Below are 21,592 nucleotides of genomic sequence, written 5' to 3'. Positions count from 1 at the left end.
AGTTCATATTTTTGTTTTCCGGCACTCATTCTCTTTTTAAACCAGTTCAAAAAAGTTTCTTTTACCAATCTTTATTTTGATTTCTTTTACGAGCTCTATTTCCTGATCTGGATTTAGAATTTTAATAGAATTAATTTGAACACCACCACTTTCAATAAGCCTTTTAACCGCAGATTTGCTGAGGTCATTTTTTAGTTGATGACAAAGTTCAAGAAGAGTTGTTTTATGTTGATCATGCTTCAAAGAATCGATGAAAACAGGTTCAAAACTTTTCTCATCAAAATTCTTATTCTGAAACTGGTTATTGAAGAAAAGTTCTGCATTTTCAGCAGCTTCATCATCATGGTACTGACTGATCATATTTTTGGCAACCAGTTTTTTAATGTTCATCGGGTTTTCCCCATTTTCAATTTTTGCTTTTAAGCCGGACTTTTCTTCTATTGAAAAATCTGTGGTAAGATCAATAAATTCTTCAATTAAAGCATCCGGAATAGACATTGTTTTTCCAAACATTTCATTCGGTTCATCCGTCAGTCCGATGATGTTGTTTAATGATTTACTCATTTTTTCCTTTCCGTCAAGACCTTTCAAAAGTGGCATACACATCACGGTTTGGGCAGGCATCTGATGAACTTCCTGTAGCTGTCTTCCCATCGTACAGTTGAAAAGCTGATCGGTGCCACCCATTTCGATATCACATTCAATTTTTACAGAATCAAAACCTTGTAGAATAGGGTATACAAGCTCATGCATGGCAATTGGTGTATTCTCTGTAAATCGTTTGTTAAAATCATTTCTGTGCATCAGCTGAGCAACGGTAACTTTTGATAACAGTTGAATAACTTCCGAAAAATTCAATGCATCTAGCCATTCGGAATTGAAAACAATTTTCGTTTTTTCAACATCAATAATCTTTGAAAGCTGATTGATGTAGGTTTGTGCATTATGCTGAACATCTTCAGCGCTTAAAGGTTTCCTTGCCTTATTTTTTCCGGTAGGATCACCGATTCTTGCAGTAAAGCTTCCCACCACAATAATAATCTGATGGCCCTGATCCTGAAATTGTTTCAGCTTTTTTAGCACAACAGCATGCCCCAGATGTAAATCGGGAGCAGTAGGGTCAAAACCTAGTTTAATAGAAAGTTTTCTGTTTTCTTCTTTAGCTTGTTTTAATTTCTCTTCCAGTCCGTTTTCCGGAAGGATTATAGAGACATTTTCTTGTAATGTATCAATCATGTTGTAATAGTTTTAAATGAAAAAAGCCCGAACAATGCTGTCCGGGCTCTATATATTAAGTAGATTATTTATTTTAGAATACAGATATAGAAAGTTTTCCCGAACAATAATTCGGAGTATAATATTCACTGAAGAATGGAAGACGCAATATGCTGTTTAAGTGTTTCATTGATATTGTAAAGATAGCAGGGTCTTTCCTGAAGTTCCAATATTTAAACCATTAAGATGTAGTGTAAATGATTATAACAAGATTTGTTTTTTTAGAAAAAACTTAACCATTTACGTATCTTAATGGTCTAAAATAATGGTTCAAAACAATTTTACTTGCCATTTTCTAAGCTAATTCTGTGCCACAATCTGTTAAATTGACTTTATATGTTTTTTATCATGTTACAAGCGTTTTTCCATCTTATAATTGATGAGATCGGTCCCTTTTACATTCACTATTTGTTCTTGGATGGCCTTGAAATTCATCCTTTCAAAAAAAGGTTTTGCTGACATCAGCAGTTAAGATCTTTTGGTTTTGATCTAAGGCTTCTTTTTCAATGAGCTCGTAAAGCTTGGATGCAATTCCCTGATGTTGATAATCTTTGTGAACAAACAACAGATCAATATAATTTCCTTGGGCAAGGGTACAGAAACCAACAATTTTATTTTCAGACTCGGCAATTAAAATATACTGTTCTTTCATCACCTTCAGCCATCTTTCTTTATTTTCAGCACCGGATTTCCAGGCTTCAAGTTGATTTGTATTGTAATCTTCTTTGCAAGTCGTTGTAATGGTATCCTGAAAAAGGAGAAGCATTTCTGGAAGATCCTGCATGTTTCCTTTTCTGATAATGATTGGATTATAAAATGTATTGTTGTTCATAAATCTTTTGCGGCTCTTTATTGAGTAAAGGGTAGAAGAGGTTCATCAACAGGAGAGTATAAGACTGAATAGCCTCTTTTTTATTCAGTTTAGAGATTAGCCTGTTGTGGCTGAGCCAATTATCTGCAATGATGAAAATCTGTTCAGTAAGGCTGTTGATAATAAAATCAGGAATATTCTTTTTAAAAATATTATTCTTTTGAAGGTCTGAGAAAATCAATTGGAATTCTTCTCTTCGGCTGACATTAATTCCTTCATACTTCGTTTCAATCTCAGGAATTTTTTTTAAAACATCTACAAGATTAACAAAGATAAACCGGTAATGATAGAAGATTTCGCAGGTAGAAAAAGTAAAGGTATAAAGATCTTCCAGTGTTTTGTTTTCTTTTGCCTTCATTGTATTCAGCAATTCATCCATTTTTAGGGTGAGCTCTGCAAAAAGGATCTTAATAATATCTTCAGAGTGCTTGAAATGGTAATGGAGATTTCCGGGACTGATAGAAAGTTCAGCTGCAATATGCCTTGTGGTAATATTGTTATAGCCCTTTTCATTAAAGAGCTCCAGTGCTTTAGCCAGAATTTTTTCCTTTGTGCTCATTCTTCAAAGATAAGAATAATTAAGAGCGGGAATAAATCATATTTTTAAAATTAGAACAATTGTTCTAATTTGAATATATTTGCAATATCAAATCTTATGACAATGGAAGGGAAACAAAAGTTTGATTACGAGGCTACAGGAAAGAGTGAAGAGAAAAATGAACCCGATATTCAGGATATCATGGCAAAAGTACTGCAGATCATCATTGGGTTTATTATGGCAGTGCTGCATATGTAATGAAAAACAAGATTTCTTATTGGTTTTTGGCAGGGTTAGCCGCTTGGTTAGTTATTATCCTGCTGAGAAAGAATGGTATTTTTATTCCTGTCATCAATAATCATTTTACAGATTTTATTACCATTCCGATGTATTGTTATCTGATAGAATACATCATGAATTCCCTGTTAGGATTTCGATGGAAACCTGATTTTAAATTTGTTCTTACTTCCGTTCTATATCTGTCTTTCCTGTTTGAAGTTCTTTGTCCTCAATTATCTCCGTTATTTACAGGAGATATTTTTGATGTATTGGCCTATTTTGTTGGAGGAATATTCTATTATTTTTTTAAGATCAGATCATTTTCTGCTGTAAAAAATAATAGGTCTTAAAAGTTTAAAAAAACGACTTTTGTCATCAACTACTTCGAATCTTCGATTTCTGAGAGCAGCGAAGAATTTCTAAAAATAATAATACTCGTCACTATATTACTGAGCTGCGTCAGTAGACTTTTAAGACAGGCTCTTATAAAAAAGCCGACAGACTATTATCGAAAGAAGCTGCCGGCCGGGTTATTGTTTTTATCCTGTTTTTTGTTTTTATAAGGTCATTATGGGTGGGAAATTAATTGTTATTTGCACCGGCTCTGTTAGATTCTTCAAACTTCACCTGCTTGGTAGCACCTTTCACATTATTATTTCCAAATTTGTAAGTAAGGGAAAGGTGAACATTTCTTGTAATTCCCTTATACTGATAATCTATATTATAGTCCGGATAATATTCCATTCCTTTTTCTCGGTTGGTATTCAGAATATCATTTAAATAAAGGTTAACAAGAAGTTTTTTATCCATCAGAGCTAATTTCAGCCCTGTATATAATGAAGCATTAGTATAGTAATAGGTATTTCCGTCTCTGTTGGGAAGACTTCCCCACAATCCTAATAAGACAGTCACTGTTTTTTCTTTATTGAGAAAGAAACTGTTGTCGATATTCACATTGGCGCTGTATCCCGGCGGAACAGGCAGAATGGAAGGATCATAAGATTTTGCTTTGGTATAGTAACCGTTCACAAAGATGTTAGATTCCAGCCATTTAAGTTTATTGTAATTATAACTAATGTTAACTCCGGTTTGGTTTTCATTATAAAAATTCTTGGCGATGGTGTATCTGTAATTTTCATCAATCATTTGAATCCTGTCCCAGCTGTCTTTGTTATAACTGTGATAAAGAGTAATGTTGAGATTGTTATTCAAAACATATCCGAACTCAAAATTATCCGAAAATGATGGTAACAGATAAGGATTTCCGGTAGTGTACTCAAAATTGGAAGTAAAATATTTAAACGGATTCAGGTTTCCGAAATAGGGACGGGAAATTCTACGGGAATAACTTAATGAAAATGAATTGTTCTCATTAGGCTTGTAGCTTAAATACGCTGTTGGGAAAAATTTACCATACTTAATCCTTGCAGAGGAATTATCGTTCATGGAAATACCTTCCAACGTTGTGTATTCATAACGAAGCCCGGCTTTTGCATCCCATTTTTCATTGATCTTAAAATTGGTAGAAAAGTAAGCAGCATAGTTTTCTTCGTTATAAAAGAATGTATTGGTTTTTCCGCTGTTAAGCTCGTACAAGCCATTTTTAATATCAAAAAAATTAAATTCAGAATCATTTTTGATCTTCGTATACTTTAAACCGGATTCCGTTTTTATTTTACCGAATGTTTTTTCCAGATCAGCCTGTCCTGAATAAATCCTATATTTACTGATAGGATTGGCCATTGTATTAATTAATTCCGGAGTAATGGTATTGGAGAAATTTCTCGCATTGGAATTGTTAAGCATTACGTTGGCTGTTACGTTAAACTTACCTCCGGCACTGTCTATTTTGGCTTCATAAAATGCCGTGGCATTATGAACGGTACGGCTGTTTCTATTACTGAAATTAGAAGAAATATTGATTAAGTCTTTTCCATTGAACCTTACGGATTCACTTTCACCTGTTTCCCATGGATTACTGTGTGAATAATTATAGTTGATTCCGAAAAGGTTCTTATCATTGATCTTATATTCGGCTTTTAGATTTCCACTTTTGTATTTATAATTATTAAGATTCTCGCCATCTTTGTTCCAATAATTATTATTTGAAATGCCGGACATGTTATTGTAAACATTATACTGCCAGTAATTATCTCCTGCTGATAAATTGGTACTTAGCGATAGCTTTTCTCCCTGATAATTAAAGGTAGCTCCTCCTCGGGAAGAAACAGTAGGTTTTCCCCAAAAATAGTTTCCAGAAGTCTGAATAGAGCCGTTCCAGCCCAGATTGGTATTTTTCTTAAGAATGATATTGATTAACCCACTTTTTCCTTCCGCATCATATTTGGCTGGAGGTGTGGTAATCACTTCTATTTTAAGAATATCATCGGAACGGAGTGTTTTCAGATAATTGATAAGTTCCTGCCCATTCAGATTCAATAGTCTATCATTAATCATAACAGCTACATTGCTTTTACCGGCAATACTTATCGCTTCATCGCTGGTTTTTACCATCGGTGTTTTGGCCAGAGCTTCTATAGCATCAATTCCCTGAGAGGCTACAGAATTCTCTACATTGAAGACCAAACGGTCTACTTTTCTCTCGAATAATTTTTTCTTTGCGGTAATAGTTACCCCTTCTACTTTTTGTATAACAGGCACATCCTTAATCTGAATATCCTTTCTTGCATTTCCTTTTACCGTAATATTCTCACTATTGGTTTTTACCCCGTCTTTTATAATTTCAAGCAAATAATCTCCATTCTCTTTTAAAGGAATTTTGAACAATCCCTTTTCGTCTGTAATGGCAGAAAATTTAGCATTGTTTTTTGTGATGAGTACTTCAGTTTCCACTGCAGGTTTATTTTCTTTGTCTGTAATAATTCCTTCCACACTTTGTGAAAAAAAGAATGAAGAAGCAGTAAGACTTAAAAGAAGAATAATTTTCCGGTTCATATTTAGCTTTTAATACTAGACAGTTATTGAGCGGAGAATATTACATAGGTTGGTTAAAAATCTTTTTTAATAAAAAATATCTGACCATTCTTTTGGCTATTTTTGTATCCAAGATAAAAAGATCAACTTCAATGCACGACAAGCTTTTACAATACATCCGTTCTGAATATAATTTCTCACCAAAAGAAATTGAAATGATTAAACAGTATTTTGAGCCTGTATTTTTTTCAAAGAATACCATAATAGAAGAATCTGGTAAGGTTCCCAATTACCTTTATTATATTGTTTCGGGATATCTCAGATTATTTTATATGGATCAGAATGGAAATGAAGTGACTACACATATCAACTGCCCACCTGGATTTTTTACTTCTTATTCTCATTTTATCAACAGAACAATTTCGGACCACAATGTGGAATGTATTACAGAGTGTGAGCTTTTAAGAATTACCAAAGGAAATCTCGATCATCTGGTGAATGAAAGTCAGATGATGAAGGATTTTAGTATTTCAGTATTTCAAAACTCTATTGCTTATAATGAAAACCGTTCCAGAGAATTGGCTGTTTTAAATGCCGAGGAGCGGTATCTTAAGCTTTTAAAGGATTATCCGGAAATTGTTCAGCATGTTCCTATTCAATATATTGCTTCCTTTTTGGGAATGAAACCGGAAAGTCTTAGCAGGATCAGGAGAAAAATAATTAACTAACAAAAGTCAAGCGGATCTGGAATTAAGAGGCTGAACTTTGCTGTATTAAAATAAATACAATGACAAAGAATAATCTAAGCCTCGTTTCAGGAGCTAATGGACATCTGGGAAATAATTTAGTCAGATTTTTACTCAAACAGGGAATTCCGGTACGGGCAACGGTACGGAATATCCATAATGCAAAACCTTTTGAAGGACTGAACTGTGAGCTGATGCAAGCCGATATCACAGATAAAGCCTCTTTTGTAAGCGCTCTTCAGGGAGTGGAAACCTTTTATGCTGTGGGAGCTTCCTTTAAATTATGGGCCAAAGACCCTAAAAAGGAAATCTACGATGTTAATATCAAAGGAACTCGCAATACCATTGAAGCAGCGGCTGAAGCCGGAGTGAAAAGAATAGTCTACATAAGTTCTATTGCAGCTCTCAATTATACTCAATTACCTACAAAGGAAAGTAACGGGTACAATCCTGATCGTAGAGATATGTACTATAATTCCAAAAATGATGGGGAAAGGCTGGCTTTTGAACTGGCTGCAAAGCTTGGAGTAGAACTTGTTTCTGTGATGCCTTCAGCAATGATTGGAAGTGAAGCTTTTTTACCTTTGAATGTTTCCTATGGCGTATTAAAGCTTATTCTGAACAAACAAATTCCTGTAGATACCAAAATTACCCTGAATTGGGTAGATGTGAAAGATGTTGCGGAAGGATGTTATTTAGCAGCTCAAAAAGGGCGTTCGGGTGAACGTTATATTTTAGCGAATGAAAAATGTATGACGATCACGGATACAACAATTTTGGCGAATAAATTATATCCGGATTTAAAGCTGAAAGTCCCAAATGCTGTTCCCAAAGGAATTCTTTATACCATTGCTGCCTTGATGGAATTTACAGCAAAAATGAGCAGAAAAGCTCCGGTACTGACAAGAAAAGATATCTCCATGTTTTCCGGATTGCAACAGGATTTTGATATTTCCAAAGCAAGAAACGAATTGGGCTTTGCTCCTAAAAGTCCTGAACAGGCTGTAAAAGAGGCCCTTGATTATTTACTGAACAATCCTGAACTTTTGAAAGAAGTTTAACATTACAACTGGATAATAGAACCTTTATAAAATTTAGTCAGGTCATACAAATCGTTGAAATATTTTTGGAGGTCTGTATTGCTTTTATCATCAAGACTTTGAATTTCAGAATGATTTTCAGCCAATTCATATAATGGCTTATTATCCGGTTTCAGATAATCCGAAAGGATATTTTCTTTTCCTTGGTCTCTGCTGATCATTTCAGTAAGGAATATGCCATAGACCAGGAATTGGTTAAAATTCTGAGCATTGACAATATAATTAAGATTTTTCTGAGAAAGTTTTTCATATTCAGAAAGAATCTGTAGGAAGGTCTCAGTATGTATGGGCGATTGAATTTCGTAGAAAAGATCAATGCCATTAATGAACAGTTGAGTTTTTATTTCTTCATGATCGGAAGGATAGGCTTTGTTGAACCATAAAAATATATTTAAAAGCTCTTCTCTGGTAAGCTCTTCCACTGAATCTTTTACTTTATTCTTGATGATTTCAAGATTGATTTTTCCGTCAGGCTGAAGAAACTTTTGAAAATTCTCTTCTTCACGACAAAGCTTATTGTACAAATTGATTTTGGCAATATTTGGGTTGGTTTTGATGAAATAAAGTTCTCCTGTCATAACGAATTACCAAATATTTTATAAAAATGGTAATTAAAGATACAAAATCTGCTGAAACATAAGTTAAAAAATAATATGTGATGAATGGAAGTGAGTAGGTTGTAAACGAAGAATATAAAGAATTTTCTAAGTTTGAAAGCTCGAAGTAGGTTTTGAAGAGGTGGTCTCAAAAGAGGTATTCTGAATACAGACTGAAAGTCTGCGAATGCAGTTCCTAAATGTAGTGAAGAATCTCACATATTTTATAACTCCCATCCTTCCTTACTCAAAAACCTTAAATGGTTTGATGCAGGGCAATCCTGTTTCCCTCTGAGTCTTCAAATTCAGCTACTGCGAAACCATATTTTTCATCCGTTCTTTTCGGATAAAGAATTTTTCCTCCGTGCTGAAGAACTTTTTCCAGAGTGGTATCAATATTTTCTGTTTTAAAATAAATAATAACCCCATTTTTCGTAGGTTTATAAACATCCCCTTTGGCTAAAGCTCCGGTAATACCACTGCTCTTTTCTTCAAAAGGGAAAAGAGCCATCTCATAATGATCGATGGTTTCTTTCACAAAACTGAAATTAAAGACAGCCGAATAGAAGCTCTCTGCCCGTTCCAGATCATTCACAGGAATTTCAAAATAAACGACAGGATTGGACGAATTCATGGGTTGGCTTTTATTTTTTAAATGACGGAAGTTCTTTTATTTCTTTTTTGAAAATGATAGTTGTAGCTATTGATCTGAGGAGAGATCTGGCAATAGAAAGCGGATGTTCAGGGAATTCAGGATCGTACTTCTCCAGTTCAGACTTATTCATTAATGTTCCCTGCTTAAAGTCCGGATCATAGGGATCTTCAAACCAGTTTTTCATATTTTCTTCATCAATTTCTACCTCTCCGGTTTTATGTAACCTGTCAAGAATAACCGCATCTCTCATCCCTGTGATTCCAATTTCATCAGCCTGAATTTTTACTACATAACTACAGTTTTCAAAAGGAATGGAAATGGAGGCAATATAGGCCATTCCGGTTTCCTCCTGAGGAATTTTAATAATGGTTTTTACACAAGGGATATTGTGAATATGTATAATATCAGTTTCAATAGTTCCGCCATTAGATGCTGCTGCGATATTTTGATAGAACTTTTTCAAATAATCAAGGTCTTTTGCTGTAGGAAGATCCGGTTCTTTATCAAAAAAATGGAGCACAATCAAAGCTGATTGTTGTGGATTTACCCATCTTATCGCCTCATTGTCTTCTGAAACTTTAGTCCATCCCTGATCGGGAATGGTTACAGAATGAAGGTTGACCTTAATTTTTTTCTTCTTCTTGAAAAGATTAAACATGGCTTGTCTTTTATAGCTTAAATATCGCGCTATTTTATCAATAATAAAAAAAATCGGAAAAGAATTTTGATGAAATCATTAGGGTTTTATCAAACAGATAGAGACGTTCTATGATTAAAAATAGATAGACTTCTCTATTTTTTATGTAGTTTTGTTAAAATTTTTCAGGATGAAAAAAGAAAAAGTAAGGGACAGAATCATCAGAGTCGCTTCGGAATTATTTTATAAACAAGGATATAACTCTACTGGAATCAATCAGATCATTGCTGAAGCTGAAATTGCCATTGGTTCGTTGTACAATCATTTTGCCTCTAAAAATGACCTTCTTCAGGCTTATTTAATCAAGGAAGAGCAGGATTGGCTCGAAGGTCTTGAAAAAAGTATTGCCTTTATTTCAGATCCTAAAGAAAAAATATCAGCAATTGTGGATTACCGTAAAAAACTGCAGCAATCTTCAAAGTTTTCAGGATGCCATTTCATTAAAATTGTCTCTGAAGTAGGAGATGGAAACACTGCAGTATCAGCTTTTGCAAAAAATCATAAAGAAAAACAGAGGGGACTCATTTATGGTATTGTGAAGGAATATAGTGAATTTCATCCATTATCAGATCCAGAATTAACCTCTGAAAATATTTTTTTATTGATAGAAGGAGCGGTTGTAACTTCCACCATTACCAGAAAGAATGATTCTTTTGATCAAATCAAAAAAATGATACAGGGTTTATTATCCTAATTTTTTTATGAATTAAAAAATAGATATATCTATATAAAAATGAAACGTAACTATTTGAAATTATTGATTATTCTTTTTGGACAGCTGTTGACAATTATGGATATTTTCATTATCAATGTATCCATACCTTCTATACAACGCGATATTCATGCTTCCCATGGAGAAATGCAGCTGATGATAGCCGCTTATCTTATCGGATTTGCTTCTTTTCTTATTACAGGAGGTCGTTTGGGAGATGTATACGGAAGAAAAAAGATTTTCATTGGCGGATTGATCTTTTTTATGATAAGTTCCATCGCCTGCGGAATTTCACAAGGAAGTGTTATGCTGATGATTTCAAGATTGGTTCAGGGAATAAGTGCTGCATTAATGGCACCACAGGTTCTCTCTATGATCCAGATTTTATTTCCTGTTCACAGAGAGCGTACAAAAGCAATGGGTTGGTATGGAATCACTATTGGAGTCGGAACCGTTATGGGGCAGTTTCTGGGTGGATATTTTTCATCACTTACTGTTTGGGAAGAGCCTTGGCGGCTTATTTTCTTCATTAATATTCCTATATGTCTGATTGCCATTTTTTTCAGTGTAAGAATTTTGAAAGAATCCAGAATCAGTAAAAAAAAATCCTTTGATAATTGGGGCGTTTTTCTATTGTCAGCAGGACTTTTCAGTATGACCTATATGCTTACCGTTTCTGAAAAAGAGATCTTTTCTGTTCAGAATATGCTGCTCATGGTTATTTCTGTGGTTATTTTAATCTACTTTATTAAAAATCAGAAAGATAATTTGAAAAATAAAAAAACTTACCTGATTGATTTTGAGCTTTTCCGTTACAAAAATTTCAATCTGGGTATTGTAGCTGTCTCTTTCTTCTTTATTATGTTGGATTCCTATTTCTATATTCTCTCTTTATTTTTTCAGGATGGATTAATGATTAGTCCGTTAAAAGCCGGGGAAATAATTGTTTTTCAAGGACTAGGATTTATTCTGGCTTCAGCTTTCTCGGTAAAACTGATCCTGAGATATGGGAAAAAAGCTCTGATGACAGGACTTGGTTTTATCATCTTGATTTTGATTCTTCAGGTTATTTTTTTCAGCGGAACTACTGAGTTTTTCTGGTTGTTTCTGTTATTATTTTTGCATGGAGTAGGAGTAGGCTCTGTGATTCCTTCACTGGCGAATATTGCTCTTTCAGGAATGTCTGAAAAAATGATTGGAAATGCTTCCGGAGTTTACAATACTTTTCAGCAGGTAGCAGCCATCATCGGAATTGTGGCAGTGGGAAGTGTTTTTTATTATTTTCTGGGTGCAAAGCCGTTAATACAGCATTATCATAAAGCTTTTACAATGGCTATACTGGTTAATATTCTCTGCCTGATTATTGTTTTTGCGGCTGTTTTTAAAGTACCTGACGATGTCCTTCCTCAAACTAAAAAATAAATTACAAAACTGCTTATTTTTACCGCAGTATTCATTGGTTGTGGAATATTCCAATCTTCCAAGCAGACTATTTTTCAACAGAAATTAATAGCATCATAGGTCTTCTGAGTTCATCTTTCATTTCAGGAATTTCTTTCAGCATTTCAGGAGTTGGCTCTGGCTCAATAATTTCTTTTATTTTGAAGCCATGTTTTAATAAAGCGTTGAGGTAGGAAGTTAAGGTTCTGTGATATTTAATTACATTTTCACCTAAGAATGTTGTATTTCTTTTTCCTTCCATAAAATACTTATCAACAGGCCAGTATGTTTTCTCTCCATCTTTATCATACACCCAGTCCTGACTTCCTTCAGCAGTAAATACAGGATGTTCCACAGAGAATACAAAATGTCCGCCTGAAGTTAACCATTGATAGATATTTTGAGCAATCTTATCGAATGATTCCACATAATGTAGTGTTAATGAGCTTAAAATAATATCAAACTGTTCTTGAGGATAATTGAGATCTTCCAATGCTTTTCTTTCATACAGGATACCTTCCAGGCTATTGATTTCTTTAGCTTTTGTCAGCATTTTCTCTGAAAGATCAATACCAATTACAGATTTTGCTCCCTGTTCTATGGCATATCGGCAATGCCATCCGAATCCACAGCCAAGGTCCAGCACATTTTTCTCTTTAAAATCAGGGAGCATATTTTTTAAGGTATGCCATTCTCCTGCTCCTTCAAGTCCCAATTGAGAACGGAGCATTTTCTCATACTGGTTAAAAAAAGATGGATTGTCGTATTTATTTTCTTTCATGATAGAGAAGATTTACAGTTCTATTTTAAAACTAAGATTAATGAATGATAAATTTACGATTATTAATGTAAAAAACTTTAAAACATAGATCTAGATTTTTAGCAACAAAAAAATCCTTTACAGAAATAAAGGATTGTATGTTATAGATGTAAAAATGATTTTATTTTCTGCCTTCACGAACGGCTCGAATTAAATCTTCGTTTCGCTTATTGGCTCTATCGTTATTTAGTGACATCACTGCCCAAATAGCTGCAGGAAGCCAGCCAATTAATGTGATTTGTAAGAAAAAGCAAATGATTCCGGTAAGAACTTTTCCTCTAACGATAAAAGATAGAAAGGGAAGTACAATAGCTAAAAACATGATGTAAATTTTTAAAGGTTATTATATCGTTTTATGATCAAATATATTGAATTTAATCAGATGAAAAAAACGGTCAAATTATTCTCCCATATTTTTACTCCACAATTTTTCAGCATAGTCTCTGAATGCTTTCGGCCCTTTTTTAAAAGCTTTATCAAAGGTATAAGATCCTCCTTCAAATACTGGCTTACCGTGACTTTCCATTCCTGTTCGTATTTTTGTTTCTCCACGCATGGCAAATTTTTGTTTTCCTTCATACATGATGATCTTTAAATCTGAAGGACTTACATCGCCTTTACAGGCCATTTCATACATTGCCCAGATTTCAGCGACACCATTTTTATCAAGATCAGTTACACTTAAAGAGTTTTTCTTAAATGCAGCATCAATATCTACCATACAGTCTTTGATAAAATCATTCACCTTCCATATCTGTTGGTTATTTTCAAGGGAGTAGCATTGGGCAAAAACTTCAGCATCACTGCCATCATTTTCATGGGTGAAATTTTCATTGATGTAAACTCCGGTTTCAGAAGTAACCACTACATATTCTCCTGTTTTATCTTTCCACCGGAATCCGTCTTTAAAATTTCCTTTATACTTCAATGCTGTGGGAACCTGAGCAGAGTCGATTCTTGCAGTAACTAAAGAATCTGTTTTTTCTACCTGACTAATTTCCGGAACTTTTGTTTCTGCTATTGAATCTTTCTTTTCGTTTTTACAGCTTAAAAAAAATAGAAATGGAAGGGTATAAAGGAAGTGTATCTTTTTCACGATTATTATATTTCTTGTTGGTCTGATAACAGGGCTCGAACCTGTGTCCTCCCGGGTGAAGAGCCGGGTGCTCTGCCACTGAGCTATATCAGAAATCAGGATAGGTGCAGGGCTCGAACCTGCGTCAACCCGGTTAAAGAGCCAGGTGTTCTACCACTGAACTAACCTATCCTATATTTTTGTTTTCAGAGTTTTCCTGAAAAATATTTGTTTTGTCTTAAGACTTTAGCAAGAAAAGGATTGGAAACGGTTACTCCGTGTACGAGTTCCGGAGTAGGTTTAAACTCACTTACTCCATGAGTGCGGGGAGCAATCCAACCTGATTTTTCAGGATCAATGCCGGCATCTCTACAGGCATTAACGATCATTTCCTTGTTACAGAAGGTTTTTTCCTGAAAAACCTCCCATGGCAAAGGTACTAAATTCCATACTTCTGTGTTGGGATCAATCTTTCCGCCGGTTGATAAATGCCATGCAATAACGTCTGCTGCCATTAATCGCATTACCTTTCCGAAACAAATATCATCAAGAATCGAATCAAGACCCAAAGCATAGATCAGGTTCATCCAGTTATCTCTGGCTTTATTCCAAGCTCCGGCTGTATTGTTCCAGGTAGTAGAATCATTGCCTTTTTTTACAGCCATTGTTTTCCTGTAGATATCGTTTTCATTCCAAAGTTCTTCCAGAAAATCAGAAAGTTCCTGAAGGATCGCCGTCCATTTACCTAAGAGTTTCCCCTTTTGTTCATCATTTAGGTGATCTAAAACTTTAGCCTCAGTATAAATATAGGAAATAGTTTCCCAATGAGTGGTGGATGGGTCTTTCAGACATCTGTTGAACAGCATTTCACAAATTTCATCAAACGGTCTTTCCTGACTTTGATTGGTAAAGGTACTTCTAAGGTTACTTCTTGCGTTGAAATAAGCAATAAAACAGGCTGTATTCAGATCTTTGCTGAAATTTTCAAAAATGATGGTATGGGAAAGCCCATGTTTAGCTATTTTCTGAAGCTCAATCTTCTTAGATTCCTGAATGAATTTTTGAAGTCTGATTTCAATTCGTTTTAAAAGTCTCCATTTCTTGTTGTAATTTCGTTTGGAAATGTCCAATCCAGCCAGTTTTCTAAGATCTTTATTCAGACGGTCACTTTTGAAATTATTCTCTCCGACTTCTTTATGGATTAATGGGGAAACTTCTTTCAAAAATGTTTCAATTCCTTCCACACTATGATATCCGGAATTTTCTTTTTCATTAATTTTAAAGATCTCAATGGCTTTTTTAATCTGCTTTTCTGCACCCACTGCTTTTCCAAAAGTTTCAAGCATTGAAGTATAGCCATAGATACTATTCTTCAAAGAACGGTTGGCAGCTTTACTCAAAGTTGCCAGTTCATGAATGGCTAACTGTTCTCTCATCAACTCAACGATCATTTCCGCAACATCTTCAGGACGGCGGCGCTGATCTAAGGTTTGGTAAAGCTGTTCTATGGTATTCATTTTTTATCGTTTTGAAAATTACAGTTTTGTTCTGTTTATGGAATCAATTCCTTCATTGTTTTCTCTGTATTCATCAAGTCTCCCTGAGGAATCTGATGATTGAGATAAGTGAATAGTAAATTGGTTACCCAACTGTTTTCAATATCGTGAATATAATAAGAAGATATCAATCCAAAATCGTCGGAAATATAGGCTGGCAGCTCAGATGAGCCTGTCGTTTTGAAGATTGAGATGAAAATTTCTTTTCGGATATGAGTAATAGTATCTTCAGTTTCTTCATCTATTATTTTCTCTTCAACTGTCTGATAAGCTTTCATCCATTCATCTGAAAACTCCGGAATATCTCTGTTATCCAGAATTTTATCAATCTTTTCAGGATTAATATCGTTAAGAGCAGCTTTTAATGGTGTATTAAAAGCTGCTTCTAATTTTCTTAATTTTTCTATCATAGTTTTAATGAGATTGAGGGTCAAAATAGGCTTTAAAAGTAAGCGGGTTCTCAATTTTCCCCTCAGCATCTTCAAGATACTCTAAATATTCTGACTGATGTTTTTCCATATAAACCATCACAATAGCCAGATTCACAAAAAGATTTTTATCCTCAGAACCTAAGTTTAAAGCCATTTTCAAATATTCCAGAGCTTTCTCATTTTCTCCCATATCGGAATAAATTGCCCCGATATTGATTAACGCGGAGGTGTTCTCAGGTTCAATAAGTAAAATCTCATCTAATTCTTTAACTAAAAGATCATTTAAAGTATCCCAATGATCCTCGTTTTCCCATCTTTTTGCTTGAAGTTTTTTAACGTTTTCAAGTCTTTGTGATATGCTATTCATTGGCTTTTGAAGGTTTTCCTTCATATAATGCTTCGTATTAATTTTTTACTACCCAAAAGCTCTTTTCAATAAGCTTTCTACCTTCGGCTCGCTTCCTCTGAAGGCTTTATACAGTTCCATAGGATCTTTTGTTCCTCCTGAAGAAAGAAGTACTTTATATTTTGCAGCAATTTCCGGATTGAAAATTCCGTTTTCTTTAAAATACTGGAACGCATCAGCATCCAATACTTCTGCCCATTTGTAAGAATAATATCCTGCAGAATATCCGCCCTGAAAAATATGAGAGAAACTTGGACTCATCGCTGTTTCAGGATTGGTAGGATAAAGTGCAGTAGCTTTGGTGTATTGATCTTCAAATTCTTTTACACTTTCGTTTTCCAACTCTGCAACTTTTGTATGGTAGTTCATGTCTAATAATCCAAAACCTAATTGTCTTAATGTTTGGTAACCTTCCATGAAGTTTTTAGACTGTTCGATTTTTTCGATTTTTTCGTCAGGAAGAACCTCTCCGGTTTTATAATGTTTTGCAAATGTTTTCAGGAATTCAGGCTCATAACAGAAGTTTTCCAAGAATTGAGACGGAAGTTCTACAAAATCCCATTTCACAGAAGTTCCTGAAAGAGTAGGGTATTGAGTATCTGCCATCATTCCGTGAAGGGCATGTCCGAATTCGTGGAATAGTGTCGTTACTTCCTGAAATGTTAGTAAGCTAGGTGTATCTTTTGTTGGTTTGCTGAAGTTACAAACAATAGAAATATGCGGACGTGAATTCTCACCATTCTGCTTGTACTGGTTTTTATAGCTGGTCATCCATGCTCCGGCTCTTTTCCCTTTTCTTGGGAAATAGTCAACGTATAGAAGTGATTTGTAATTTCCATTCTCTTTTACTTCATAAACCTTTACATCTTCATGGTATTTCGGGATGTCATTTTTTTCCTCAAATGTTAACCCGAATAATTTACCAGAAAGCCCGAAAACAGCATCCTGTACTTGGTTTAAAGGGAAATAAGGTTTTAGTTCTTCGTCATTAAGATCAAATTTCTGTTTACGAAGCTTTTCAGCATAAAAAGCGTGGTCATAGCTTTGCATATTTTCAATTCCATCAGCTTTTGCCAGAGATTTCAATTCATCAACCTCTTTATTTGCGTAAGGTTTAGCTTTCGTTAAAAGTTCGTTTAAAAAGTCAACAACCTTTGCCGGTGATTTTGCCATTCTTTCTTCCAACACGTAATCTGCATAATCTTTATATCCTAAAAGTTCTGCTTTCTGTTGTTTTAACTGAAGAAGTTCTTTGATGAGGTTTTGGTTATCATATTCTCCACCGTCAAAAGATTTTTTACCGTTAGCCAATGCCAGTTCCTTTCTCAGTTCGCGGTTTTCAGCATACGTCATGAATGGAATATAGCTTGGATATTGTAAAGTTACTACCCAGCCTTCAAGATTTCTTTCTTTAGCTTCCTCTGCAAATTGCTCAATAATTGCTTCCGGAATTCCGGCTAATTGCTCTTTCTCTGTAATATGTTTGAAATAGGCATTGGTAGAGGCCAGTACATTTTGTCCGAACTGTAGAGACTTTATGGAAAGATCCATGCTGATCTTCTTTAATTTTTCTTTGTCTTCCTCATTGAGTAAGGCACCGCTTCTTACGAAACCTTTATACGTTTCATTCAAAAGCATTTGCTGCTCTTCATTGAGGTTGTATTTTTCCTTTTCATCATAAACCTTTTTGATTTTGTTGAAAAGAGCTTCATTTTGAGATATTTTGGAAGAATATTCCGTTAAAATCGGGGAAACCTCCTGAGCAATTTGTTGAATCTCATCACTGGTTTCTGCAGAATTTAAATTGAAAAAGATATTCGATACCACATCCAACTGCTCACCGGAATAAGCTAATGCCTCAATAACATTTTCAAAAGTAGGTGCTTCAGGATTATCAATAATAGCATTGATCTCTTCTTCAGATTTTTGAATTAATTCCTTGAAAGCAGGAAGGTAATCTTCATTTTTAATGTCACCGAACGGTGCTGAGTGATATGGTGTGTTAAATTTTTCTGTTAAAATATTCATTTTTCGATTTTTAGTTAAACGTAAATGTAAGGATTCATCGGGGAATCCTAGCTGAAATGCTCAAAAATAATGCCTGAAAGTCAAGTTATGACAAAAATGCCTTATCTTTAAATAATCTTGTCCTATGCAAAGAGGGGATGGTGTCAGAATATTTAATTTTGAAAACAGATGAGAGACTCATTTTGAAATAAATAACCTTAAATAGATAGACTATGAAAACACTCTTAAAATTTATCGGCATTATCATTTTGCTGGTTATCGTATATGCTGTTATTGCCATGTTGGCCTTCAGTAAAGATTATCACTACGAAAAATCCGTTGTCATTAATGCACCTAAAGAAAAGGTATGGCAGTATGTAGGTTCTCTGAAAGGATATAATATGTGGGATCCTTTTTCAAAAGAAATAAAGAACATTAAGATTACGTATTCCGGAGAAGGAAATAAAATGGGAGATTCTTATCACTGGAAAGGAGATGACAGTGAAGGGGAACAATCTATTATGGAAACAATACCTAATGAGAAACTGGGGACTCAACTTCATTTTATAAAACCTTTTGAAGGAAATGCTAAGAGTGCTCTTGTATTAACTCCTGATGGAAATGGAACCAAAGTGACCTGGATGATTGATAATGAATTGAATACCATGATGAAGATTATGAAGCCTATGATGGACAGCAATATGGATAAAATGTTCGGGCAGGGACTGAATGACCTGAAGAAATTATCAGAAAAATAAAATGAAAAGCCTTGTAGAAAATTTTACAAGGCTTTTTTATAACTGATGACCGTAATAATTGATTTGAAATTTTGTTGATGGTGAGTTTTTTGCAAGAGAGTAAAAGTGTAAATATTATTTAAAAATATTATCTTTATATAAAGAAACGATTGTATGGAGAAGACTGTATTTGAAAAAAGTAATATCAGAGACTTTGTAAAAAATACCCTTACAGAAAAAATTGAGAAACTTAAAAACTTTATCGAATTTACTCTGGAGGCCAGCCGTGAAATCAAAAAGACACCAAAGTATGACAGCATGCGGGAAGAAATGCAGGAGGAAATCTACCAGATGCAGCGACAGCTTGGTGCTTTAAATGATCTTAAACGAAATCTGGGAAAGGTTCTGAATACCTCTACAGATAGGGTTCAGTTGGGTTCTTTAGTGATTACCAATAAAGCCCGTTTTTATATTTCAGTATCATTAGGCGAATTTTTCTTTGAAGGAGATCGTTTCTATGCTATTTCTTCTGAAAGCCCCATGGCTAAAAAAATGATGGGAATGAAAGCCGGTGAGGAGTTTACATTGAACAAAATTCATCAGAAAATAGTGGAGGTGCTATAGGCTTTTATCATCAATAATAAATTCTGTTCAGCTATTGAAAAAAGATGAACAGATTAAGTATCATGGCAACCTCAAACCTGAAACTTTAAGCTTTAATATAGTTAAACCAACTTCTTTACATTCAAATCCCACATTTCAAAATCTCGTATCCCGAATTTCAGATCAAAATCTTATCTCTTTCTCCCGGAAAATCGACTTACATGTTGTATTTTTGTCTCTATGAATAAAGCAGAAATTTTAAAAGAAATCATAGAACAAAGAAGAAGTATTTTCCCGAAGGACTATACTGATGCAGAAATTTCTCAGGACATTATTGATGAAATTTTACATTCCGCGACTTTGGCTCCCAATCATAAGCGTACAAAACCTTGGCGTTTCAAGATATTCAAAGGTGAAGAAAAAGCAAAATTAGCTTCAGAAATGCAGGCTATTTATAAAGCGACTCAGCCTGAACAATTATTCCTGGAGAAAAAATATAATGACATAGGGTTTAAAATCAATAAAGCCAATGTGGTAGTGTCTATTGTTGTGAATTTCAGTGGAATGGTTCCGGAATGGGAAGAAATTGCGGCTACTTCAATGGCTGTACAAAATATGTATCTAAGCTGCACAGCAAACAATATGGGTTGCTACTGGAGTTCTCCTAAAATTGTAGATCATTTGAAAGAGTCTTTGACGATAGAGGAGAATCAGAAATGTCTTGGGCTTTTCTATATGGGGAACCTGAATTAATAGCCCTGATTGAGCGGTCTGTTTGAGCTCTTTTTCTTTGCAAAAGAAAAAAGCGAGTAGCGAAAGCAGGTTCCAGGCTCCTGAGAAAATAATTGAATTTTACAAAACTTTTTATTTGGAGCTTTTTACTTCAAACTTTTTTACTATCTTTGCACTCTTAAATATTTAACTGGGACGAGTTCCCGTAAAATTCAAACATTATGTCAGTAAAAATCAGATTACAAAGACACGGTAAAAAAGGAAAACCTTTCTTCCATATCGTGGTTGCAGATTCTAGAGCTAGAAGAGATGGTAGATTCATCGAAAAACTAGGAACTTACAACCCAATTACTAACCCAGCAACTATCGAGTTGAACGTTGATTCTGCTGTACAGTGGTTAAACAACGGTGCTCAGCCTACTGATACTGCTAGAGCTATTTTATCTTACAAAGGTGCTCTTTACAAAAAACACTTACAAGGTGGTGTTGCTAAAGGTGCTTTTGATGAAGCTGAAGCTGAAAAAAGATTTAGCGCTTGGGTAGATGCTAAAGAATCTAAAGTACAAGGTAAAGTTGACGGTTTAGCTACTGCTAAAGCTGATGCTAAGAAAGCGGCTTTAGATGCTGAAGTAAAAGTAAACGAAGCTAGAGTTGCTGCTGCTGCACAAGCTGATGCTGATGCTAAAGCTGCTGAAGAAGCTGCAAATGCACCTGCTGAAGAAGTTGCTACAGAAGGAGAAGCTGCTGCTGAAACTGAAGAAAACACTGAAGCTTAAGAACATTTCCTGTTATGCGTAAAGAAGATTGCTATTTGTTGGGGAAAATCACACGCAGACACGGACTTGCGGGTAACGTTATTCTTAAATTGGATACCGACCAACCCGAGCTTTACAATAAATTGGAATCAATATTCGTTGAAATCAACGGATTATTGGTTCCTTTTTTTATTGAAAAATCATCATGGAGCAAATTTGATGCTCTGAACCTTGCATTCAAAAACTCTTCTGAAGCAATGGTAGACCAGGCTTTAGGTAAAAGTGTTTACCTTCCGCTGGCTTCTCTTCCAAAACTTACAGGTAAGCAATTCTATTACCACGAAATCATCGGATTTGAAATTTTTGATGAAAATGACAACAACTGTGGAGTGATCAGATCCGTAAACGATCAGACGGCACAGGTGTATTTCATCACCAATTTGGATGGAAAAGAAGTAGTTATTCCTATGATCAAAGACTGGATTCTTGACGTTGACAGAGAAGAAAGAACAATCAAAATGCAGCTTCCTGAAGGTCTTATTGACGTTTTTCTGGTTCCTTCGAAGAAAGACGAGTAAATTCTATTTTTCTATTATTATTCCCAAGAATATACTATTTATCTATTAT

At 34.7% G+C, this 21,592-nt stretch carries 25 protein-coding genes and 2 tRNA genes; 11 read left to right on the top strand and 16 right to left on the bottom strand.

Annotation, left to right across the window (positions count from 1 at the left end; genetic code table 11):
• Positions 1 to 36: 36 nt before the first annotated feature.
• The 3 genes from tyrS to CHSO_RS20915 all read right to left on the bottom strand — a co-directional run bounded on the left by tyrS (position 37) and on the right by CHSO_RS20915 (position 2,705).
• Positions 37 to 1,236 carry a tyrosine--tRNA ligase gene (tyrS, locus tag CHSO_RS20925; protein WP_045500469.1) on the bottom strand — a complete coding sequence of 400 codons (1,200 nt, stop codon included), beginning with the start codon at positions 1,234 to 1,236 and terminating at the stop codon, positions 37 to 39.
• 478 nt (positions 1,237 to 1,714) lie between these two features.
• Positions 1,715 to 2,107 carry a GNAT family N-acetyltransferase gene (locus CHSO_RS20920; RefSeq protein ID WP_198408391.1) on the bottom strand — a complete coding sequence of 131 codons (393 nt, stop codon included), beginning with the start codon at positions 2,105 to 2,107 and terminating at the stop codon, positions 1,715 to 1,717.
• A complete protein-coding gene (locus CHSO_RS20915; RefSeq protein WP_052480677.1) occupies positions 2,085 to 2,705 on the bottom strand; it encodes a TetR/AcrR family transcriptional regulator in 621 nt (206 codons plus the stop codon). Before CHSO_RS20915 ends, CHSO_RS20920 begins: the two co-directional genes overlap by 23 nt.
• A 102-nt stretch (positions 2,706 to 2,807) precedes the next feature.
• Here CHSO_RS20915 and CHSO_RS26465 point away from each other — a divergent pair, with 102 nt between their 5' ends.
• The gene (locus CHSO_RS26465; protein WP_262483760.1) at positions 2,808 to 2,942 is read left to right on the top strand and encodes a hypothetical protein; all 135 of its coding nucleotides are present in this window, start codon (positions 2,808 to 2,810) and stop codon (positions 2,940 to 2,942) included.
• On the top strand, positions 2,942 to 3,313 hold the full coding sequence (locus CHSO_RS25195; RefSeq protein WP_052480676.1) for a hypothetical protein: 372 nt from the start codon (positions 2,942 to 2,944) through the stop codon (positions 3,311 to 3,313). The genes CHSO_RS26465 and CHSO_RS25195 overlap by 1 nt, the downstream gene beginning before the upstream one ends.
• A 232-nt stretch (positions 3,314 to 3,545) precedes the next feature.
• Here the strand turns inward: CHSO_RS25195 and CHSO_RS20905 are convergent, their stop codons facing one another.
• Positions 3,546 to 5,918 carry a TonB-dependent receptor domain-containing protein gene (locus CHSO_RS20905; protein WP_045500467.1) on the bottom strand — a complete coding sequence of 791 codons (2,373 nt, stop codon included), beginning with the start codon at positions 5,916 to 5,918 and terminating at the stop codon, positions 3,546 to 3,548.
• Between the two features lie 131 nt (positions 5,919 to 6,049).
• Between CHSO_RS20905 and CHSO_RS20900 the strand changes: the two genes are divergently transcribed.
• Complete coding sequence (locus tag CHSO_RS20900) at positions 6,050 to 6,625, top strand: Crp/Fnr family transcriptional regulator (RefSeq protein ID WP_045503098.1); 576 nt, start codon at positions 6,050 to 6,052, stop codon at positions 6,623 to 6,625.
• Between the two features lie 59 nt (positions 6,626 to 6,684).
• On the top strand, positions 6,685 to 7,704 hold the full coding sequence (locus tag CHSO_RS20895; protein ID WP_045500464.1) for an NAD-dependent epimerase/dehydratase family protein: 1,020 nt from the start codon (positions 6,685 to 6,687) through the stop codon (positions 7,702 to 7,704).
• A 2-nt stretch (positions 7,705 to 7,706) separates the two neighbouring features.
• Here the strand turns inward: CHSO_RS20895 and CHSO_RS20890 are convergent, their stop codons facing one another.
• The 3 genes from CHSO_RS20890 to CHSO_RS20880 form a co-directional block, all read right to left on the bottom strand.
• Positions 7,707 to 8,321 (bottom strand): hypothetical protein, encoded by a 615-nt coding sequence (locus CHSO_RS20890; protein WP_045500462.1) that lies wholly within the window; start codon positions 8,319 to 8,321, stop codon positions 7,707 to 7,709.
• Positions 8,322 to 8,595: 274 nt separating this feature from the next.
• Entirely contained in the window at positions 8,596 to 8,973 is a 378-nt protein-coding gene (locus tag CHSO_RS20885; protein WP_045500459.1) for a VOC family protein, read from the bottom strand.
• Between the two features lie 10 nt (positions 8,974 to 8,983).
• A complete protein-coding gene (locus tag CHSO_RS20880) occupies positions 8,984 to 9,652 on the bottom strand; it encodes a hypothetical protein (protein WP_045500456.1) in 669 nt (222 codons plus the stop codon).
• A gap of 169 nt (positions 9,653 to 9,821) precedes the next feature.
• Here CHSO_RS20880 and CHSO_RS20875 point away from each other — a divergent pair, with 169 nt between their 5' ends.
• Positions 9,822 to 10,385: a TetR/AcrR family transcriptional regulator gene (locus CHSO_RS20875; RefSeq protein ID WP_045500454.1), complete on the top strand. Its 564-nt coding sequence runs from the start codon at positions 9,822 to 9,824 to the stop codon at positions 10,383 to 10,385.
• Between the two features lie 39 nt (positions 10,386 to 10,424).
• Positions 10,425 to 11,825, top strand: coding sequence for an MFS transporter (locus CHSO_RS20870; protein WP_045500450.1), 1,401 nt, complete (start codon positions 10,425 to 10,427; stop codon positions 11,823 to 11,825).
• A 67-nt stretch (positions 11,826 to 11,892) separates the two neighbouring features.
• Here CHSO_RS20870 and CHSO_RS20865 read toward each other — a convergent pair whose 3' ends face one another.
• The 9 genes from CHSO_RS20865 to CHSO_RS20825 form a co-directional block, all read right to left on the bottom strand.
• Complete coding sequence (locus CHSO_RS20865; RefSeq protein WP_045500447.1) at positions 11,893 to 12,624, bottom strand: class I SAM-dependent methyltransferase; 732 nt, start codon at positions 12,622 to 12,624, stop codon at positions 11,893 to 11,895.
• 160 nt (positions 12,625 to 12,784) lie between these two features.
• Positions 12,785 to 12,985, bottom strand: a complete 201-nt coding sequence (locus CHSO_RS20860; protein ID WP_171817675.1) for a YqaE/Pmp3 family membrane protein — start codon at positions 12,983 to 12,985, stop codon at positions 12,785 to 12,787.
• A gap of 78 nt (positions 12,986 to 13,063) precedes the next feature.
• Positions 13,064 to 13,759 carry a M949_RS01915 family surface polysaccharide biosynthesis protein gene (locus CHSO_RS20855; protein WP_045503095.1) on the bottom strand — a complete coding sequence of 232 codons (696 nt, stop codon included), beginning with the start codon at positions 13,757 to 13,759 and terminating at the stop codon, positions 13,064 to 13,066.
• A 20-nt stretch (positions 13,760 to 13,779) separates the two neighbouring features.
• Positions 13,780 to 13,852, bottom strand: a tRNA-Lys gene (locus tag CHSO_RS20850).
• Between the two features lie 4 nt (positions 13,853 to 13,856).
• Positions 13,857 to 13,931 (bottom strand) — tRNA-Lys (locus tag CHSO_RS20845).
• A 13-nt stretch (positions 13,932 to 13,944) separates the two neighbouring features.
• Positions 13,945 to 15,255, bottom strand: a complete 1,311-nt coding sequence (locus CHSO_RS20840; protein WP_045500443.1) for a hypothetical protein — start codon at positions 15,253 to 15,255, stop codon at positions 13,945 to 13,947.
• 35 nt (positions 15,256 to 15,290) lie between these two features.
• Entirely contained in the window at positions 15,291 to 15,704 is a 414-nt protein-coding gene (locus tag CHSO_RS25190) for a hypothetical protein (protein WP_052480675.1), read from the bottom strand.
• A gap of 4 nt (positions 15,705 to 15,708) precedes the next feature.
• A complete protein-coding gene (locus CHSO_RS20830) occupies positions 15,709 to 16,116 on the bottom strand; it encodes a tetratricopeptide repeat protein (protein WP_045500441.1) in 408 nt (135 codons plus the stop codon).
• A gap of 24 nt (positions 16,117 to 16,140) precedes the next feature.
• Complete coding sequence (locus CHSO_RS20825; RefSeq protein ID WP_045500438.1) at positions 16,141 to 18,159, bottom strand: M3 family metallopeptidase; 2,019 nt, start codon at positions 18,157 to 18,159, stop codon at positions 16,141 to 16,143.
• A gap of 212 nt (positions 18,160 to 18,371) precedes the next feature.
• Here CHSO_RS20825 and CHSO_RS20820 point away from each other — a divergent pair, with 212 nt between their 5' ends.
• The 5 genes from CHSO_RS20820 to rimM all read left to right on the top strand — a co-directional run bounded on the left by CHSO_RS20820 (position 18,372) and on the right by rimM (position 21,543).
• Positions 18,372 to 18,896 (top strand): SRPBCC family protein, encoded by a 525-nt coding sequence (locus tag CHSO_RS20820; RefSeq protein ID WP_045500435.1) that lies wholly within the window; start codon positions 18,372 to 18,374, stop codon positions 18,894 to 18,896.
• 563 nt (positions 18,897 to 19,459) lie between these two features.
• Positions 19,460 to 19,516 carry a hypothetical protein gene (locus CHSO_RS26690; protein ID WP_144429060.1) on the top strand — a complete coding sequence of 19 codons (57 nt, stop codon included), beginning with the start codon at positions 19,460 to 19,462 and terminating at the stop codon, positions 19,514 to 19,516.
• A 202-nt stretch (positions 19,517 to 19,718) separates the two neighbouring features.
• Complete coding sequence (locus CHSO_RS20810) at positions 19,719 to 20,231, top strand: nitroreductase (protein WP_045500430.1); 513 nt, start codon at positions 19,719 to 19,721, stop codon at positions 20,229 to 20,231.
• A gap of 200 nt (positions 20,232 to 20,431) precedes the next feature.
• On the top strand, positions 20,432 to 20,986 hold the full coding sequence (locus tag CHSO_RS20805) for a 30S ribosomal protein S16 (RefSeq protein ID WP_045500424.1): 555 nt from the start codon (positions 20,432 to 20,434) through the stop codon (positions 20,984 to 20,986).
• A 14-nt stretch (positions 20,987 to 21,000) separates the two neighbouring features.
• Positions 21,001 to 21,543, top strand: coding sequence for a ribosome maturation factor RimM (gene rimM / locus CHSO_RS20800; RefSeq protein WP_045500417.1), 543 nt, complete (start codon positions 21,001 to 21,003; stop codon positions 21,541 to 21,543).
• The last annotated feature ends 49 nt before the right edge of the window (positions 21,544 to 21,592 follow it).

The sequence above is a fragment of the Chryseobacterium sp. StRB126 genome, from assembly GCF_000829375.1.
In the GTDB taxonomy this organism is placed as follows: Bacteria; Bacteroidota; Bacteroidia; order Flavobacteriales; family Weeksellaceae; genus Chryseobacterium.
Note: the sequence above shows the minus strand (reverse complement) of the source record. Positions and strands in the feature narration are given on the sequence as shown.